General features: G+C 51.6%; 18 protein-coding genes. 13 read left to right on the forward strand and 5 right to left on the reverse strand.

The window, feature by feature from the left end:
• Window positions 1-90 precede the first annotated feature (90 nt).
• From dnaK to LQV63_RS00270, 3 genes are all read left to right on the forward strand, one after another.
• Window positions 91-1,923: a molecular chaperone DnaK gene (dnaK, locus tag LQV63_RS00260; RefSeq protein WP_019422529.1), complete on the forward strand. Its 1,833-nt coding sequence runs from the start codon at window positions 91-93 to the stop codon at window positions 1,921-1,923.
• Window positions 1,924-2,006: 83 nt separating this feature from the next.
• Entirely contained in the window at window positions 2,007-3,128 is a 1,122-nt protein-coding gene (gene dnaJ / locus LQV63_RS00265; protein ID WP_267933826.1) for a molecular chaperone DnaJ, read from the forward strand.
• A gap of 735 nt (window positions 3,129-3,863) precedes the next feature.
• Entirely contained in the window at window positions 3,864-5,525 is a 1,662-nt protein-coding gene (locus LQV63_RS00270; protein ID WP_233695291.1) for a glycerol-3-phosphate dehydrogenase/oxidase, read from the forward strand.
• A gap of 115 nt (window positions 5,526-5,640) precedes the next feature.
• Here LQV63_RS00270 and LQV63_RS00275 read toward each other — a convergent pair whose 3' ends face one another.
• The 4 genes from LQV63_RS00275 to LQV63_RS00290 all read right to left on the reverse strand — a co-directional run bounded on the left by LQV63_RS00275 (window position 5,641) and on the right by LQV63_RS00290 (window position 9,559).
• Entirely contained in the window at window positions 5,641-6,369 is a 729-nt protein-coding gene (locus LQV63_RS00275; protein ID WP_026011170.1) for a glycerophosphodiester phosphodiesterase, read from the reverse strand.
• 97 nt (window positions 6,370-6,466) lie between these two features.
• Entirely contained in the window at window positions 6,467-7,804 is a 1,338-nt protein-coding gene (locus LQV63_RS00280) for an ABC transporter substrate-binding protein (protein WP_233695292.1), read from the reverse strand.
• A 25-nt stretch (window positions 7,805-7,829) separates the two neighbouring features.
• Window positions 7,830-8,651, reverse strand: coding sequence for a carbohydrate ABC transporter permease (locus LQV63_RS00285; RefSeq protein ID WP_233695293.1), 822 nt, complete (start codon window positions 8,649-8,651; stop codon window positions 7,830-7,832).
• The gene (locus LQV63_RS00290; protein ID WP_233695294.1) at window positions 8,648-9,559 is read right to left on the reverse strand and encodes a carbohydrate ABC transporter permease; all 912 of its coding nucleotides are present in this window, start codon (window positions 9,557-9,559) and stop codon (window positions 8,648-8,650) included. The genes LQV63_RS00285 and LQV63_RS00290 overlap by 4 nt, the downstream gene beginning before the upstream one ends.
• A 362-nt stretch (window positions 9,560-9,921) precedes the next feature.
• Here LQV63_RS00290 and LQV63_RS00295 point away from each other — a divergent pair, with 362 nt between their 5' ends.
• From LQV63_RS00295 to deoC, 10 genes are all read left to right on the forward strand, one after another.
• Complete coding sequence (locus tag LQV63_RS00295; protein ID WP_233695295.1) at window positions 9,922-10,509, forward strand: glycerol-3-phosphate responsive antiterminator; 588 nt, start codon at window positions 9,922-9,924, stop codon at window positions 10,507-10,509.
• Window positions 10,510-10,605: 96 nt separating this feature from the next.
• Complete coding sequence (locus tag LQV63_RS00300) at window positions 10,606-11,580, forward strand: acetylxylan esterase (protein WP_019422520.1); 975 nt, start codon at window positions 10,606-10,608, stop codon at window positions 11,578-11,580.
• A gap of 61 nt (window positions 11,581-11,641) precedes the next feature.
• The gene (locus LQV63_RS00305; protein ID WP_019422519.1) at window positions 11,642-11,836 is read left to right on the forward strand and encodes a YfhD family protein; all 195 of its coding nucleotides are present in this window, start codon (window positions 11,642-11,644) and stop codon (window positions 11,834-11,836) included.
• Entirely contained in the window at window positions 11,833-12,033 is a 201-nt protein-coding gene (locus tag LQV63_RS00310; RefSeq protein WP_019422518.1) for a hypothetical protein, read from the forward strand. Before LQV63_RS00305 ends, LQV63_RS00310 begins: the two co-directional genes overlap by 4 nt.
• A gap of 154 nt (window positions 12,034-12,187) precedes the next feature.
• Window positions 12,188-13,165, forward strand: a complete 978-nt coding sequence (gene prmA, locus LQV63_RS00315) for a 50S ribosomal protein L11 methyltransferase (protein WP_233695297.1) — start codon at window positions 12,188-12,190, stop codon at window positions 13,163-13,165.
• Window positions 13,166-13,183: 18 nt separating this feature from the next.
• The gene (locus tag LQV63_RS00320; RefSeq protein WP_019422516.1) at window positions 13,184-13,867 is read left to right on the forward strand and encodes a site-2 protease family protein; all 684 of its coding nucleotides are present in this window, start codon (window positions 13,184-13,186) and stop codon (window positions 13,865-13,867) included.
• Between the two features lie 97 nt (window positions 13,868-13,964).
• Window positions 13,965-14,744, forward strand: coding sequence for a 16S rRNA (uracil(1498)-N(3))-methyltransferase (locus LQV63_RS00325; protein WP_233695298.1), 780 nt, complete (start codon window positions 13,965-13,967; stop codon window positions 14,742-14,744).
• Between the two features lie 3 nt (window positions 14,745-14,747).
• On the forward strand, window positions 14,748-16,103 hold the full coding sequence (gene mtaB, locus LQV63_RS00330; RefSeq protein WP_233695299.1) for a tRNA (N(6)-L-threonylcarbamoyladenosine(37)-C(2))-methylthiotransferase MtaB: 1,356 nt from the start codon (window positions 14,748-14,750) through the stop codon (window positions 16,101-16,103).
• Window positions 16,104-16,254: 151 nt separating this feature from the next.
• Window positions 16,255-16,686, forward strand: a complete 432-nt coding sequence (locus tag LQV63_RS00335) for an NUDIX hydrolase (RefSeq protein WP_233695300.1) — start codon at window positions 16,255-16,257, stop codon at window positions 16,684-16,686.
• An 80-nt stretch (window positions 16,687-16,766) separates the two neighbouring features.
• Window positions 16,767-17,480 carry a deoxyribose-phosphate aldolase gene (deoC, locus tag LQV63_RS00340; protein ID WP_233695301.1) on the forward strand — a complete coding sequence of 238 codons (714 nt, stop codon included), beginning with the start codon at window positions 16,767-16,769 and terminating at the stop codon, window positions 17,478-17,480.
• Here the strand turns inward: deoC and LQV63_RS00345 are convergent.
• On the reverse strand, window positions 17,413-18,378 hold the full coding sequence (locus LQV63_RS00345) for a Na/Pi cotransporter family protein (RefSeq protein ID WP_019422511.1): 966 nt from the start codon (window positions 18,376-18,378) through the stop codon (window positions 17,413-17,415). The two genes, deoC and LQV63_RS00345, sit on opposite strands and share 68 nt — an antisense overlap.
• Window positions 18,379-18,486 lie beyond the last annotated feature (108 nt).

An 18,486-nucleotide genomic window follows, 5' to 3' on the forward strand; every position in this document is an offset into this window, starting at 1 on the left:
GATGAAGCTTGGCTTCGATAATGCCGTAACCGTTAAGTTTAATATATTTTTTGATAAGTGAGCTAGCTAGTTGAGGAGGTTATTTATTTTATGAGCAAAGTAATTGGTATTGACTTAGGAACAACTAACTCTTGCGTGGCAGTAATGGAGGGCGGCGAAGCCGTCGTCATCCCGAATCCAGAAGGCGCGCGTACAACTCCATCCGTCGTGGGCTTCAAGAAAGACGGCGAGCGCGTCGTCGGTGAAACGGCGAAGCGCCAAGCGATTACGAACCCAGATCGCACCGTAATGTCGATTAAGCGTCACATGGGTACGAGTCATAAGACGACGATTGATGACAAGGACTATACGCCGCAAGAGATTTCCGCAATGATTTTGCAGAAGCTGAAATCAGACGCAGAAGCTTACTTAGGCCAAACAGTAACGCAAGCGGTTATTACCGTTCCTGCTTACTTCAATGACTCTCAGCGCCAAGCAACGAAGGATGCGGGTAAAGTTGCAGGCTTGGACGTGCTTCGTATCGTGAACGAGCCGACAGCTGCGGCTCTGGCATATGGTGCAGACAAAGAAGGCGACCATACGATTCTCGTATATGACTTGGGCGGCGGTACGTTTGACGTATCGATCCTCGAGCTTGGCGACGGCTTCTTCGAAGTAAAAGCGACAAGCGGCGACAACAAATTGGGCGGTGACGACTTCGACCAAGTCATCATCGATTATCTCGCAGCTGAGTTCAACAAAGAACACGGCATCGACTTAAGAAAAGACAAAGCAGCGGTACAACGTCTGAAAGATGCTGCGGAAAAAGCGAAAAAAGAATTGTCCGGCGTATTGACGACGACGATCAGCTTGCCGTTTATCACTGTCGTTGATGGCGTGCCTCAGCACTTGGAAGTGAACATGACACGTGCCAAATTCGAAGAATTGTCGGCGCAGCTGGTAGAGCGTACGCTCGGACCGACTCGCCAAGCGATGCAGGATGCGGGCATGACACCTGCGGACATCGATAAGATCGTTCTCGTTGGTGGTTCCACACGTATTCCTGCCGTTCAAGAAGCGATTAAGAAGCTGACGGGCAAAGATCCTCATAAAGGCGTCAACCCGGATGAAGTTGTAGCTTTGGGTGCAGCTGTACAAGCGGGCGTATTGACCGGGGACGTGAAGGATGTCGTATTGCTCGACGTCACTCCGCTCTCCCTCGGCATCGAAACAGCTGGCGGCGTATTTACGAAGATGATCGAACGCAACACGACGATCCCGACGAGCAAGTCGCAAATCTTCTCGACGTATGCTGACAGCCAAACGAGCGTAGAAATTCACGTACTGCAAGGCGAGCGCTCTATGGCGGCGGACAATAAGACGCTGGGACGCTTTATGCTGGCGGACATTCCTCCGGCACCACGCGGCGTACCGCAAATCGAAGTTACGTTCGATATCGATGCGAACGGTATCGTAAAAGTGTCTGCGCTTGATAAAGGCACAGGCAAGAGCCAAAATATTACAATCACGTCTTCTAGCGGCTTGAACGACGAGGAAATCGATCGTATGATGAAAGAAGCAGAATTGCATGCTGAAGAAGACAAAAAACGCAAAGAAATGGTCGAAGTGAAGAACACGGCAGACCAATTGGTATATACGACCGAGAAGACGCTGAAAGATTTGGGCGACAAGGTGGAACAAGCTGAAATCGATAAAGCGAACGAAGCGAAAGAAAAAGTGAAAACAGCACTCGAAAGCAACGATGTAGACCAAATCAAGGCGGCTACAGAAGAGCTGACGGAAATTGTACAGCAATTGTCTGTTAAGCTGTATGAGCAAGCAGCTCAAGCGCAGCAGGCAGAGCAAGGCGCACAAGACGGCGCAGCGAAGAAAGACAACGTCGTTGATGCAGATTACGAAGTCGTGGACGAAGACAAGAAATAAGCATTCGACGGTCAGGTCAAAGCCGGGGTGACTCGGCTTTGACTTTCCTTTTGTAATTCGTGCTACAAGTGTATGGGGGTGGAATGGTGGCGAAACGAGATTATTATGAGGTGCTCGGCGTAGGCAAAGGGGCGAGCGACGACGAAGTGAAGAAGGCGTATCGCAAGCTTGCGCGTCAATATCACCCGGACGTTAACAAGGAAGCGGACGCGGAGGATAAGTTCAAAGAAGTAAAAGAAGCGTACGATGTGCTAAGTGACGACCAAAAGCGGGCGGTGTATGATCAATACGGGCACGTCGATCCGAACCAAGGTATGGGCGGCGGCGGATTTTCCGGCGACTTCGGCGGGTTCGGTGATATCTTTGATATGTTCTTTGGCGGCGGCGGCCGCAAAGATCCGAATGCGCCGCAGCGTGGCAGCGACCTGCAGTACACGATGCAAATCGAGTTCAAGGAAGCGGTGTTCGGCAAAGAAACGGACATTACGATTCCGCGCACGGAGCAATGCGATACCTGCTTCGGTACAGGAGCAAAGCCCGGCACGAAGCCGGATAATTGTACTGCCTGCCACGGTACGGGGCAGCAAGAAGTGGTGCAGAACACACCGTTCGGCCGCATGGTGAACCGTCGTGCATGTTCGGTCTGTCAAGGTAAAGGGAAAATTATCCGCGAAAAATGCGGAAAGTGTCACGGTGCGGGTTCGTTGAAAAATCAGCGCAAAATTCACGTGCGCATCCCCGGTGGTGTGGATGATGGAGCGCAGCTTCGCATGAGCGGTGAAGGGGAAAGCGGACAGCGCGGCGGTCCGAATGGCGACTTATATATTGTCATTCGTGTCAAATCGCATGAGTTCTTCGAACGCGACGGTGATGACATTTACTGCGAAGTGCCGCTCACCTTTGCTCAAGCGGCATTGGGCGATGAAATTGAAATTCCGACGTTAACGGAAAAAGTAAAGCTGAAAATTCCTGCCGGCACGCAAACGGGCACATTCTTCCGCCTGCGCGGCAAGGGTGTTCCGCGTCTCCGCGGTCACGGACAAGGGGATCAGCATGTCAAAGTTATCATCGTGACGCCAACGAAAATGTCCGACGAGCAGAAGGATATGTTGCGTCAGTTCGCCGAAATTGGCGGCGAGCAGCCGAATGGCGGCCATGAAGAATCGTTTTTTGATCGCATGAAGAGGGCTTTCCGCGGCGATTAGTTGAGTAGTAGACTCTAACCACGTGACTCTATCGTAAAAGATAGAGACGTGGTTTTTTTAATATGCAAACCCAGAGGCAAGCATCCGCTAATCAGTGCAAGTCCGGTCACGGGGCCCGCCACGTGTTTTTCGCTCAAAATGCTCCCCTTGGTTCAGCTTGGCAACCCTCTACTCTTTAAAACGAATACAGGCTGTCGGACATGTATGTATATCAAGGCTCTTAGCTCCATTCTCCCAATCAGTCAGGATGGTTCACATCGAGGAACGAACAGGTACACAGATACCGTTTCATTTAGATATCATGCCATGAAGGTGATCATGACTACAGGTTCCCCGTAATCATTCTAGGACGAGCCGCCTTCTGTATGGCAATGAACCAGAGTCATGGATGTGCATGCTGCCTTCTGATAGAAGGGGAGAACGAAGCAAAGGGGCGGATAAAGCAATGACCGTCTGAACGCGGCACTGCACGCAAACGGCACATTTCGTTCATGGAGAAGAGCCCATATCATACGATTAGACAGATGGCACGTCTTGAGGCGATTTTTTGACGCCATCTTCAATCGGCAATTCCGTATATTCACCTATTGATATCATTGTCAATATCATTTATCATACAAGTATAAGTTCATTAATTTGGTCGGAGATATGGACAGGACCACAACCACGCATTGAGTGCCAATGCGATCGTTGTGGTCCTTTTCTTTTTTCTCCGTACAGGAAAGGACATTCGCCATGACTCAATCATCATTTTCCAGCTTGAACAGACGTCAGATTCGTGAACAGCTTCAATCCGTTGGCTATGACCTGCTTATCATCGGAGGGGGCATTACAGGAGCCGGCATCGCGCTGGATGCAGCGGTCAGAGGCTTGAATACAGCAATTATCGAGATGCAGGATTATGCCGCTGGCACGAGCAGCCGTTCCACGAAGCTTGTGCATGGGGGCTTGCGCTATTTGAAGCAAGGGGAAATCAATCTCGTGCGCGAAGTTGGACGCGAGCGGGCGATCGTATACGACAATGCTCCTCATGTCGTCGTCCCTGAACGGATGTTGATGCCGATAATTCAGGGAGGCACTTACGGGAGATGGGCCACGTGGGTTGGCTTATATGTGTACGATTGGCTTGCAGGGGTAAAGCGAGCAGAACGCAGAACAATGCTGAGCAAGGAGCAAACACTTGAGAAGGAACCGCTCCTGCGCAGCGATAAGCTGAGAGCCGGCGGCTACTATGTCGAGTACCGGACGGATGATGCGCGCTTGACGATAGAAATTATGAAGAGCGCGGCAGCGCAGGGGGTTACGGCGCTTAACTATATTAAGGCCGAGTCGTTCATCTACGATGACAACGGACGTGTAATCGGCGTAACGGCCCGGGATATGAATGACAACACGTCCATTACGATTTCCGCCGCCAAAGTAGTGAATGCGGCTGGCCCTTGGGTAGACACGCTGCGCGAGCTTGATCGCTCCAAGACGGGCAAACGCCTTCACTTGACGAAAGGCGTTCATATCGTTATCGATCAGTCCCGCTTCCCGCTGCGGCAGGCAATCTACTTCGATACACCAGACGGCCGCATGGTATTTGCCATTCCGCGAGACGGCAAGACGTATATCGGCACGACGGACACGAATTACGAGGGCGATCTGGATCATCCCCGCATGACACGTGACGATTTGCTCTATTTGCTTCAGGCGGCCAATTACATGTTCCCGGCGATATCCCTAACTGAGGCCGATGTTGAATCTTCGTGGGCAGGGCTTCGTCCGCTTATACACGAGGATGGGAAATCACCTTCCGAGCTGTCGCGCAAGGATGAAATCTTCCTCTCTCCGTCCGGGTTGATTACGATTGCCGGCGGCAAGCTCACAGGATACCGCAAGATGGCGGAGCGCGTCGTTGATCTTGTCACGAATCAACTGGGGACTAGCCAAGGGAAAAACTATCCGAGCTGCACGACAGACCGCGTTGTATTGTCGGGAGGTGATGTGACGGGGTCATTTACCGCCTATTGTTCGGAGTGGACGCGCCGCGGCGTAGCGCTCGGCTTGAATGAAGCGCGCGCTAAGGAGTTGGTCACGTTATACGGAACGAACGTTCAGCATGTGCTTTCCCGTATGGAGCATTATCAACAAGCAGGCAATCCGTACGGATTGCCAGCGGACGTCATGGCTGCGCTCGTCTATGGACTAGAGGCGGAAATGGTAACGCGACCGGTTGACTTTATCGCTCGACGAACAGGTGCTGTGAACTTTCGGATCTCGATAGCGAAGGAGTGGCTGAAGCCGGTTGCACGCTGCATGGCGGAATTAGTAGGATGGGATGCCTCGACGGAGGAACGCTATGTGCGGCAAGCTGAGGAAGAAATCCATTATGCGACGACACCCGTGCAATGAAGCGGCAGGCTTGACTCGGATCGCTCCGACACGCTGCACATGACAAAGCCGAAGCTTGCGCAGTGCAGGCTTCGGCTGGTCTGCGGGAGAGCCGTTGCTGCTCTTGCAGCCCGCCTCAAATACCCACTTTAACGTAATTCGGCACGTTCGAGAAGATGCCGTCGATGCCTGCGGAGCGCAGAGCTACGGCCCATTCTGGCCTATCAACCGTATAGGCATATACTTTGCTGCCGATGTCATGGCACGCTGAAATGAATGCTTCGTTCGCGAAGGAGAAGTGCGGATGCACGCTATATACTGGGAATGGCAGCGAGCGAATGTAGTTTGCGGGCTCAAACAGCCGATCGCCGAACAGCACGCCAAGCTTAATTCTAGGCTCCAGCTCGGCGATGGTGGCCAACGCATAATGATCAAAGGAAGAGACGATGACGCGATCTAGCATGCCGCGTGAGGATAACGCTTGAATGAGCTTTTGCTCGATTCCTTTGTAGAAAAAAGGCACATTTTTGATTTCGATGTTCGTCATCAACCCGGTATCGGCTATGGCGTCCAAATAGTCATCCAGCAAAGGCAACCGTTCCTTCGCGAAGTCGGAATGGAACCAACTGCCCGCATCCAGCTTGCACAGCTCTTCATATGTACAATCTGCGACATATCCGCTGCCGTTCGTAGTTCGCTTCACGTTCTCATCGTGAATAATGACGAGTCGCCCGTCTTTCGTTTGCTGAATATCAAGCTCGATGCCATCACAACCCATGTCGACCGCCTTGCGAAATGCGGCCATCGTATTCTCGGGCGCATACCCCGATGCGCCACGGTGTGCAAATACGAACATCATCATCATCGACCTTTCATGATTTATTTTAAAGGGGGGCATGACAGGCGGAGAGCCGCTCCCGCTCAAGGGTGCCCGCCCTGCCTTGCCCGCATTGTGCACTGCTCTATTTTGGCGCGTTAATTTTGTTGTCCTCTTCGATTAGCTTGTTGACCTTAGCCGTTAATTCATCGACGACCTTCTTCGGTTCGTCGCCTTGGTACAGCTTCTCGATGGAAGTCGCTACTTCATTGCGCGTTTCCGGGAAGACGGAGATAAGGGCGCCGCGCGTGGCCGTACCGGGCTTCGTAAGCTGCAATTGTTTTACCGTTGTCAGAAATGGAGGGGCTTCAGCATATTTGTCTCTGAGCAGCTTTTCTTCATGTGCTGCTTTCGTAATGGGGAAATATCCGGTTCCAGCGGCCCATTCCGCCTGCACGGCAGGTTCGGTGACGTATTTCGTGAAATCCCAAGCGCCTTCCTTCTCTTCCTCTGCCACGCTGTTCATGAGCCATAGCGATGCCCCGCCGACAATGACTCCGTTCGGCTCCTTGCCATCAGGCGTCGGGAGAAAGCCTGTGCCGACTTCGAATGGTGAAGCTTTCATGACCCCTGCGATACCTGCGGTTGAATCCAAGTACATTGCAACTTTACCCGCACTGAACGCTGCGCGGATGTCATCCCATTTACGGCCGTAATTGCCAAGAGTCCCTTCTTTATTCATATCATTCAGCCACTCAAAAATGCCAAGGCTTTCGGGAGAATCGAGCAGAGATTTCGTCGCAAGCCCGTCACGTCCGTTGCCGTTGTCGACGAAGTCGGCGCCTTGGTTAGCAATCAACTGCTCGATGAACCAGCCGTACACAAGCAGGGCAAAGCCTTTTTCATTGTTGGCGTCGTTCGTTAACTTGTTCGCTGCCGCGCGAATTTCGCCAAACGTGTTGGGAGGGTTCTCCGGGTCGAGTCCGGCTTCCTTGAACTTATCTTTATTGTAAATCAAAATCGCATTAGAAGTGTTAAATGGAAAGGAGTACAGCTTGCCGTCGATTTGATAATAGCTTAAGATATTCTCCTCCCATTGAGAGAGATCGAATTTGTCTTTATCGATGAAATCCTGCACAGGTTGAACATAGCCGCTGTTCACCATATATTTCGTGCCGATCTCCTGCACCTGCATCAATGTCGGCGCTTCGGCCGTGCCGCCTACGGTCTTCAGCTTTGTTAACGATTCTTCATAGGAGCCTTGGAAGATCGCATCTACCTCATATTTGTCCTGCTTCTTATTGTAATCGTCTGCCATCTTGCTGATGAGCTCTCCGCTCGCGCCGCTCATGGCGTGCCAGAATGTCACTTTGATGCGCCCGTCGTCTGATTTCCTAGCTTCCGAACTTGACGAATTGCTGCAGCCTACCGCAGTCATCACGAGTGCCGCAGACAACAGCAGCACCAATCCTATTTTTTTCATTGTAATGAATCCCCCTCATAATCATTTATCCTTTCAATGCTCCTGACATCAAGCCGCGTCTAAGCTGCTTAAGGCTAAGGAACAAGAACAGCAGCGTTGGGACAAGCACGATAACGACTCCGGCCATAACGACCGGCCAATTCGTATTCGTTTCTTGCGCCTGCATCATTTTGAGTCCGATCTGTACGGTGCGGACATTGTTGTTCGTCGTCGTCAGCAGCGGCCATAAATACATGTTCCAGGTCGTCAAAAATCCATATACGCCCAGTGCGCTCAGCATTGGCATGGAGAGCGGGATGACGAACGACACGAGATACCGCAAACGACCGCATCCCTCGAGCTGAGCGGATTCATGCAGCTCGTGCGGCAAGGTCAGGAAATGCTGACGCAGCAGAAAGACACCGAACGCAAGGGCGAAGAAAGGCAAGGACAGCCCTTGGTATGTATTCACCCAATTCAGTCCGACAATCGTCAAGTAGTTCGGAATCATCGTTGCTTCCCATGGAATCATCATCGTAGAGATGAGCAGGAAAAAGATGAAGTTGCGCCCTTTGAAAGGAATGAATACGATCGCATAGGCGGCCAGACAGCAGACGATGATCTGCCCCAGCATAACGGTAAGCGAAATGATTAGGCTGTTCAGCATAAACTTCATCAGCGGAACGCTCTTTAACGCAAGCGTGAAATTGTCGAACCTGAAGCTGGCGGGAAACAGCTTCCCCGTCATAATTTCCTCTGACGTCATCAAGCTCGCAAGCACGGCATACACAATCGGAAAGAACATGAGGACAGATGCCGCGATAAGCAGAAAGTAGAATAAACCTTTCTGATAAAGGGATATTCTCATTGATAGTGCACCTTCTTTTCCCCGACTTTAAATTGAATGATAGTAGCAATCAGCACGATAAGGAACAGGATGATGGCCTGAGCGCTCGCAATGCCGAATTTGTAGTGGATGAATGCATTCTGATAGATGGAGTAGACGATAAGATTCGTTGATTCTGCGGGTCCGCCCTTGGTGAGAATATCGATCTGGCCGAATGATTGGAACGAATGTATGACGGTGACGATGATGACGAAGAAGAGGGTCGGTGATACCATTGGCAGCGTGATGCGGAACAAGCGGACCCAATAGCCGGCACCGTCGATTTTGGCGCTTTCATACATGTCTTCCGGTATTCCTTGAATCCCGCCGAGCAGTATGATGTAGTTAAAGCCGATACCCATCCAGACGCTTGTAGCGGCAACGGAAATGAGCGCCCATTTCGGATTGGTGAGCCAGTGAATCGGGGCGAGACCGATCCAATCGAGCACATGATTCAGAAATCCGATGCTCGGATGGAACAGGAACAAGAAAATCATTGACCCCGCGGCAACCGACACTCCGATGGTAGATGAGAAAATAACGCGAAAGAACTGGATGCCGCGCAGCCGCTCGCTCGATATGATGGCAAGAAAGAAGGCGATGGCCACGCCGAGAGGCACAGTGTACAGCACATAGAGGAAGGTGCCGCGCAAGCTAGTGAGAAAGCTGTCGGATTGAAACAATTGAATGTAATTGTCCAGACCGACAAACAGTACCGGTATGCCGTGCGCATTCGTCGTGTAGAAGCTATAATAAAGCGTTTTCAACATGGGGTAGAACGTGAATACAAGCATGAAAATAAGCATGGGACTGAGATACAGCAGACCGACTGTCAGCAGTCGCAGTCCCGAGTCTTTGTTTCTAGGAAGGTCCTTGCCGATAGGACTCATATGTGGTTGTATCCCCCTTAGGATAAGTCATAGTAACGTCTAGTTCAGAAAAAAAGAAGACCATAAGACTGCCAAATAGCTGTCAACGCTATCTGAATCACTAATGGTCTTCTCCGCTTCACGAAACCGGATATTAACTTGCACCAAGTATAATTCACAAAATATTAAAAATCAACACCATTTTAACATTGAAAACGAAAGAATAACAATTGACAAAATAGAAATTGACTCATTCAATGGCTGGAAGTACGATATTCGTAGATTTACATATGGAAAATGTGCAATGTTAGTCTAGGCATTATAAATAGTGCGTGTTCAAAAGAGGGCTTATTGAACAACCTCGAATACGGGAGGGCCAAACGATGTATTTTGCCAATCAGCAAATCCTGCCAGCCGTCCGGCAGATGAAGGATTTTGAGAAACTGCTCACTAGTCCGTTTGAATACTTGGTCTTGCTTGATGTTCATATTGCGCAATTAAAGCCTATATTTCAGATGTCCCATCCGTACCATAAAAAATTGCTGCTGCACGTCGATCTGATACAAGGACTGCAAAGCGATAGCTACGCGGCAGAGTTTCTATGCCAGGAATTCAATCCTTATGGGCTGCTGTCCACGAAAGCGAACGTTATTATACGGGCCAAGCAGAAAGGCGTTATTGCGATACAACGCATTTTCCTCATCGACAACAGCTCCTTCGAGAAGAGCTGTTCCTTGCTGGAAAAGACTAATCCCGATTTTATCGAAGTGCTGCCGAGCCCGATGCTGCATGTCATGAACAAGAGCAAGCAGGGGCCTGACATCCCGCTTCTTGCCGGCGGATTCATCAGGACGACCGCGGATGTGGATGAAGCGCTTGGCGCAGGGGCCGTAGCGGTGACCACCTCCAGCAAAGAGCTGTGGAAGCATTATGCGGACCATGGCGCTGACCGTGTCAAGAAGAGGAATTAGCAGATTGATGTCGAAAATGATGTCGAAACAACTGTTCAATATAGCGGATACGAATCTATCAAACATCATTGAAGTGAAAGCGGAAGGTGACTGTGAATGAATGCGTTAGAACTACGAAAGCACACGCTGCTGCACGCGACTGCCGACAGCTACGCGCCATCTGATTTCACCGACTTCTGGCAGGAAACGCTGCATCAAGCCGAACAGAGACCTATGCGGAGCGTACGGAAGCTCGTAAATACACCCTATCCATATATGAAAGTATATGATGTCACTTATGAAGGCTTCGACGAGACGCCGATACACGGCTGGTTCATCGTCCCTGCTGTAGAGCGATACGATGGGCAGCCTGTGCCATGTGTATTGCAGGTGCACGGGTATACAGGCAGCAGAGGAATGCCGGAAGATTACGCCATGTTCGTGCTGATGGGCTACGCCGTGTTCGCGATTGATATCCGTGGGCAAGGCGGTGATACAGGCAACGAATTGCCGCTCACATCCGGTATGGTGCGCGGATGGATAACCCAGGGAATTACGGATCCGAAGCAGTGCTATTACCGCGCAGTTGCTGTCGATGCGTGGCGGGCGTTCAAATGGCTGTGCGAGCAGCCGGAAGTCGATGCGGCACGCATCGCTGCGGCCGGTTCCAGTCAAGGCGGCGGGTTGGCGCTGCTGCTTGCCTCACTGGAGAAGAACATTGCGGCCGTCGTCGCTGGCGTTCCGAACCTGTGCCATATGGATTATGCCCTTATGCACTCCGCAGGCTCTATATCGGAAGCTTCCGATTATGTGGCGCGTCATCCCGAGCGGCTCGAGCAGGTGATCCGCACGTTGAGTTATTTTGACTTGCTGCATCACGCTCATCTGATCACGCAGCCTGTGCTCATGTCAGTTAGCTGGAAGGATCCGATTTGCTTGCCGGAGACGATATACGCCGTATATAATCGTATGACTTCGCCCAAGCAAATCCTTGATTATCCGTTCTCAGGCCATGAGAATGGCGGCGGGTATGTAAGGAACGTGGCGGAGTTTCTTAAGGAGCATCTCGGAACAGCGAATGGTTTTGCTTGAATTGTGAAATGCTACTCCTGTTATGCCAAGCTTGACTTGACAGCATAAGGAGGATGTAATGATGAGCACGTACCGGGATAATCACAGACGCAATGCGAGCAATTACACAGAACAGGCCGACGCGGTCGTCAGCCAATCCAACGCTTCCCTCGGCAAAAATGAGGATGTCGAGTTCTCGATGGATCAAGCCGATGCGGAAGACATGAAGGCATTGGAGCGCGCGAATCAGGCAGATGAACGGGCTGAGCAGTCATGACATATGTCGAGGCGCGGTTTGCTGCCGGAGCGGCAGCCGATATGTGTGAACGAAAGCTGAGCGTATTGCGGGCCCATGACATTCGAGTTACCCAAGCCAATGAAGGGTATATCGTAAGCGCTGACGTTACCGAATCAACATTGGACCAAGTATATGCCGTCCTGCGCGAACATGACGGCACTCCGCTGAACGAATAGAATGAGCGGTCGTGTCGATAACTACCGGAATGAAACTCCTGCATTCGAATGACTCATGATGAGCGCTCGTTGTATGGAGTTTTATTTTTGTGTACAATAAATAGAATGTGTAGACATCATAAAAATAGAATGAGGCATAGGGGGATGTACGATCGTGCATTGGCATGAATTAACGATACATACGACAGAAGAAGCCATTGAAATGATATCGAATTTCCTGCATGAAGCGGGAGCAGGCGGTGTGACGATTGAAGAATCGGGCACGCTGAACAAGGAGCGGGATACTTCGTTCGGCCAATTGTATGATCTGCCGCTGAACGATATTCCGGAAGGACAAGCTATCGTGCAAGGTTATTTTGCCGATGGCTCCAATCTGCGCGCCATTGAAGCCGAGGTGATAGCACGTATCGAAGAGCTTCGCACGTACGACATCGAGCCAGGAGAGGCAGTCATGTCGTGGCGCACTGTTCATGAAGACGACTGGGCTAATGCGTGGAAGAAATATTTCAAGCCGATCCGGGTAACGGAACGGTTGACGATCAAGCCGACTTGGGAACCATATAGTCCGGGTGAAGGGGAACAGATTATTGAGCTTGACCCCGGAATGGCCTTTGGCACAGGTACGCATCCGACCACTTCCTTGTGTCTCCGCACGCTGGAGAGTGTCATTCAAGGTGGAGAAGACGTAATCGACGTCGGAACAGGCTCCGGCATTCTGGCGATCGGCGCATGTAAATTAGGAGCCAAGCACGTGCTCGCAATTGATTTGGATCCTGTAGCCGTATTAAGCGCAAACGAAAACAGCTGCCTTAATGGCTTGGAGTCCGATATTACGGTTCGCGAGGGCGATTTGCTGCACATCATCAAGACGAGCGGGCAGGAGGAAGGAACCGATCTCGGCGTTACGCTTCCGGTCCAAGTCGTGGTGGCGAATATATTGGCTGAAATTATTCTGCTCTTTATCGAGGATGTGCTTGCGGCGCTTCAGCCTGGAGGTATCTATATTACTTCCGGTATTTACAAAAATAAGGAAGAGGTAGTGGAAGAGGCGCTGAAAGCTAACGGATTTATAATCGAAGCGAAGCATCGGGAAGCGGATTGGGTCGCGATTGTTGCGCGCAAACCTTCCTAGAAGGGCGGAAAAAACGATATGGATTTTTTAAATAAAATATTTTTTGTCGAGCTTGAGCTGCTCCCTTTTCTCGTGCTCGTCCTCTTGGTTGCCTTTACCGTGCACGAATTCGCCCACGCCTTCTTCGCGTGGAAGTTCGGGGATCCGACAGCGAAGATGCTCGGAAGGGTCAGCCTGAACCCGACGAAGCACATTGATTTTCTTGGCCTGCTGTTCTTTGTAATCGCAGGCTTCGGATGGGCGAAGCCGGTACCGGTCAACCGGGATAATTTCAAGCATCCGCGTCTCATGGGCATTGTCGTCTCCGCGGCGGGGCCGGTAAGCAATTTGCTGTTAGCGTTTCTCGGTACGCTTCTATTTCATCTGGGCTTGAAATACGGCTTCGTGAATTTGGAATCATCTGAGCGCTGGCATGCGGCAATCTATTATTTCTTGAATTATTTCATTACTTTCAATGTGCTGCTGTTCTTGTTCAATCTCATTCCGCTGCCGCCGCTTGATGGTTATCGCATTATTGAGGATTTGGCGCCGCGTCAAGTACGGATTCGTCTGCAGCAGTTTGAGCAATGGTCTATTTTTATTTTCTTGCTTATCGTGTTTATTCCGGGCCTGCGCAAAGTAACGATCCAGCCGTTGTTTAGTCTTATTGAGCCGATTGTATTCGAGTTCTCGAAAGCTGCGCTGTTCATCGTCGGCAGATAATGCGGAGCATAGCTTACGGGATTGATTGCGTTTGAAAAATGTTGTCAACGGTAGCGCATCAAGCGCAAAACATGTATGATGGGGAATGTTGATTACGATGCAAAAATACTTTATTGCCCCGGAACAGTTCGGGGAACAACACATACAAATTACAGGCAGTGACGCGCATCATATTGTGAATGTAATGCGAGCGAAGCCCGGCGCCACTGTCATCGTGAGCGACGGTGCCAGCCGTGAAGCGAAGGCGATGATCGAACGCTGCGAGAACGGCGCCGTGGAAGCGCGTATCGTGGAGCTGCTGGCGGCGGACCGGGAGCCGGCCGTGCTTGTTTCTGTTGCTCAGAGCTTGCCGAAAGGCGACAAGATGGAGCTTATCATTCAGAAGTGCACTGAGATCGGCGCGGCGCGCTTCATCCCTTTCGTATCGGAGCGAACTATCGTTCAATACGATCAGAAGAAGGAAGCAAAGCGTCTAGAACGGTGGGGCAAGATTGCGAAAGAAGCAGCAGAGCAGTCACACCGCAATCGCGTGCCCGCGATCGATTCGACTGTGTCCTGGAAGGCGCTAACGGAGCACTACAGTGAATACGATCTCGTGCTGCTATGTTATGAGGATGAAGTCGGAACGCTGCTGCGTGATGTGCTCGAACCGTTTCATAGGACGTTCCACAGTAAGGCACAGCAGTCGCAACAGGAAGCTCGCATTCTGGTCATTATCGGTCCGGAAGGCGGGTTTTCATTGCGTGAGGTCGAAGCTGCGGTGGAGGCCGGTGCTCGCTGCGTCAGCTTGGGGCGGCGCATACTGCGAGCGGAAACAGCAGGGATGGCGGCATGCACCTGCATCATGTATCAATTCGGAGAGCTGGGAGGAGTGTGAACGATGCCATCAGTTGCATTTTATACACTGGGCTGTAAAGTGAACTTCTATGATACGGAAGCGATCTGGCAGCTGTTTAAAAATGAAGGCTATGAACAAGTTGATTTTGAACAAACGGCAGACGTCTACTTGATCAATACGTGTACGGTTACGAATACGGGAGATAAGAAGAGCCGCCAAATTATTCGGCGAGCCGTGCGCCGCAATCCCGACGCCATCATTGCCGTAACAGGCTGCTATGCGCAGACTTCGCCGGCGGAAATTCTCGACATACCTGGCGTCGATCTCGTTATCGGTACCCAGGATCGCGATAAATTGATGGATTATGTTCGTGAGCTGCATGCGGAACGCAAGCCGATTAATGCGGTCCGCAACATTATGAAGACCCGTGCGTTCGAGGAACTGGACGTGCCGGACTTCGCAGAGCGGACGCGCGCCTTCTTGAAGATTCAGGAAGGCTGCAACAATTTCTGTACCTTCTGCATTATTCCGTGGTCACGCGGTCTGTCACGCAGCCGTGAATCAGACAGCGTTCTGAAGCAGGCACGCCAGCTTGTCGCAGCGGGCTACAAGGAGATTGTACTCACCGGTATCCATACGGGCGGTTATGGCGATGATATGGACAATTATGACCTGACCAATCTGTTATGGGATTTGGACAAAATCGACGGGTTGGAGCGGGTGCGCATCAGTTCTATTGAGGCCAGTCAAATCGACGATCGCATGATAGAGGTGCTCAACAAATCGGAAAAAATGTGCCGCCATCTTCACATTCCGCTGCAAGCGGGCAATGATGAAGTGCTTAAGCGCATGCGCCGCAAATATACGGTGGAAGAATTCGCCACTAAAATTGCGCGCATTCGGGAAGCGATGCCGAATGTGGCCATTACGACGGATGTCATCGTTGGGTTTCCCGGAGAGACGGATGAGCATTTCCGCCAAGGTTATGAATTTATGAAGCAAGTAGGCTTCTCTGAAATGCATGTATTCCCATACTCGAAGCGTACCGGCACACCGGCTGCGCGCATGGAAGACCAAGTGGATGAAGAAGTGAAGCATGCCCGAGTGCATGAACTGATCGATCTGTCCGAACAGATGCAGCTTGCATATGGGGAGCAGTTCGTTGGGGATGTCGTGGACGTTATTCCGGAACGCTATACTAATGGTGCTCCGGGCGCGGGCAACCTGATGGGATATTCGGATAATTACATTCAAGTGATCTTTGAAGGCGATGAATCCCTCATCGGACAAATATGCCGCGTCAAGATTACGGAAGCGGGTGTCAACGAATGCCAAGGTGTGTTGACCCGCGTCATGGGACAAGGTGCAAACATCACTTCGCAAGCGGCTAACATGTAATATGAACAAGGAGGATTTCAGCTTCCGCTTTATGAGGGAGAAGGTGAAATCCTCCTTCTTTTCAGTTAGGATATACATAATAGAGGTTGCTTAGAGTGGCCGCTTTTGAACACACACTAATATTTAAGTTTTCATGTTGGAGGAATGCCTTATGAAAGAGATATCAGCCGGCGGTGTAGTGTATCGCAGACGTGGAGAAAAGCTGGAATTCCAATTGATTCAAGATCGTTACGGCAAAATTTCGTTAGCCAAAGGGAAAATGGAGCCGGGGGAAACGATCGAGGAGACGGCGTTGCGCGAAATTTGGGAAGAGACTGGGATTCGGGGCCGCATCGTTTCCAAGCTCGACACGATCTATTATCAATATGCTCTCCCGCAAGTGGGTACCGTCGATAAGGAAGTGCACTATTACCTCGTAGAGGCGGAAACAGGTGATTTACAGGCTCAAATTGAGGAAATTCGCAGTGTGGACTGGTTTGCTCCGCAGGAAGCGTGGGTGAAACAAAAGGGGTCCGGCTATGATAATAATGATCACATCCTTCTTAAAGCGTGTGAGGAGCTGGAAATTCAGTTAATTCAGTAATAGCCGCTGCAACGAAGCGAGTGAGCAATCTGAATCGATTCCAATTCATAAGCAAATCCGATAATTAGGGGGACTGCAACATGATGGAGCCTACGCAATTGGCGGGTCTGATCGACCATACGCTGCTTAAGCCGGAGGCAAGCCGCGGCGATATCGAGAAGCTGTGTACAGAAGCGAAGCAGCACCGGTTTTTCAGTGTGTGTGTGAACGGAATCTGGGTGCCTGCATGCCGGGAACTGCTATCGGGATCCGATGTGCGGATTGCGGCTGTATGCGGGTTCCCGCTTGGAGCGAACGCTTCGCAGGCGAAGGCGTTCGAAGCGGCGCGCGCGGTGGAGGACGGAGCAGCGGAAATCGATATGGTGCTGCAAATCGGGCATCTGCTTGCGGGAGACTATAAGACGGTTGAGCAGGATATCGCGCAAGTAGTCCGCATGGTGGATGGCAAAGCGATCGTCAAGGTCATCTTCGAGACAGGCATGTTGAATAAGGAGCAGAAGATTGCCGCTTGCAGGGCATCGGAAGCGGCGGGCGCCCATTTTGTCAAAACGTCAACCGGATTCGGTAAAGGCGGCGCTACAGCGGAGGACATTCGCCTTATGCGCGCGAATGTATCCCCGCATATCGGCGTGAAGGCGTCCGGGGCGGTGCGAGATACAGCGACCGCGCTTGCCATGATTCAAGCCGGGGCGAACCGCATCGGCACGAGCTCCGGCATTGCGATTATTACCGGAGCCGGTTCCACAGCGGCAAATAACAGAGCGGCAGCGCCAGGAGAGAGCTCCCAATATTAAAGATCGTCTGCGCGCGGGCGATCTGTCCCGCCGCATCACCGGTAAGCCATGTGGACAGTGCGTGCAGCTGACCGATAAACGGATAGAAGAGCAGTGCGCCGCCGACGTTCAGGGCAACGTGGCTCCAGGCGACGAATTGACCGCTGCGGCTGCCGCCGAGGGAGGCGATGAGTGCTGTAAAGCAAGTGCCGACGTTCGAGCCAATCACGATGGCGATGCCGACCTCGACCGGCAGTGCGCCGGTGGCGGATAAGCCCATCGCCATGGCGATGATGGCCGCACTGCTGTGCACGAGCGCGGTGATAACTATGCCGGCGGCTACTGCCCAGAGCAGGCTGTCGCCGGAGCGTTCGAGAAACCACGCGAACAAGCCCCGCTGCTGCAGCGGCTCGCCGATCTGCTTCATCCATTCGATGCCGAGCAGGATGAGCGCGAAGCCTGCAGCCGCAATCGAGCCGTACTGCAGCGGCCTGCACCAAGCTTGCAGGCGGCTGAGCAAGGCTGGGCGGTATTCGTCGCCCAGAACGGCGGCTATCCAGCAGCCAGCGGCTGCGAGCAGCAGCGGGAACGCATATCGGTTGATGTTGAGCCCAATGAGCTCGGTCGTCAAGCAGGTACCGATGTTCGTTCCCAATATAATGCCGAGCGTCCGCGAGAAACTCACCAGTCCCGCGTTGACGAGCCCGATCGCAATGACAGTAATGGCGGTGCTGCTCTGCAGCAGTGCGGTCATTCCGGTGCTGAACAGCATGCCTCTCAAAGGTGTACGGGTCGATGTATGAAGAAACTGATTCAAATAAGGTCCCGCCCACGCGTGCAGGGCCAGCTCCATTGTCTTCATGCCGAACAGAAATACGGCAAGGCCTCCGAAGAGCGGGTACCAAATTTCTTTAAACATAGAATGCTCCTTTGTCATTTAGAGGTTGTTAGACAAGTCGGTTCTTGCAACCTTCTCGGTGCTGAAAAGGGTCCTTTTTAAACCAGCCGATTATGTTGTCCTTGGTTC

The organism is Paenibacillus profundus (assembly GCF_021369635.1).
Classification (GTDB): domain Bacteria; phylum Bacillota; class Bacilli; order Paenibacillales; family Paenibacillaceae; genus Paenibacillus_B; species Paenibacillus_B profundus.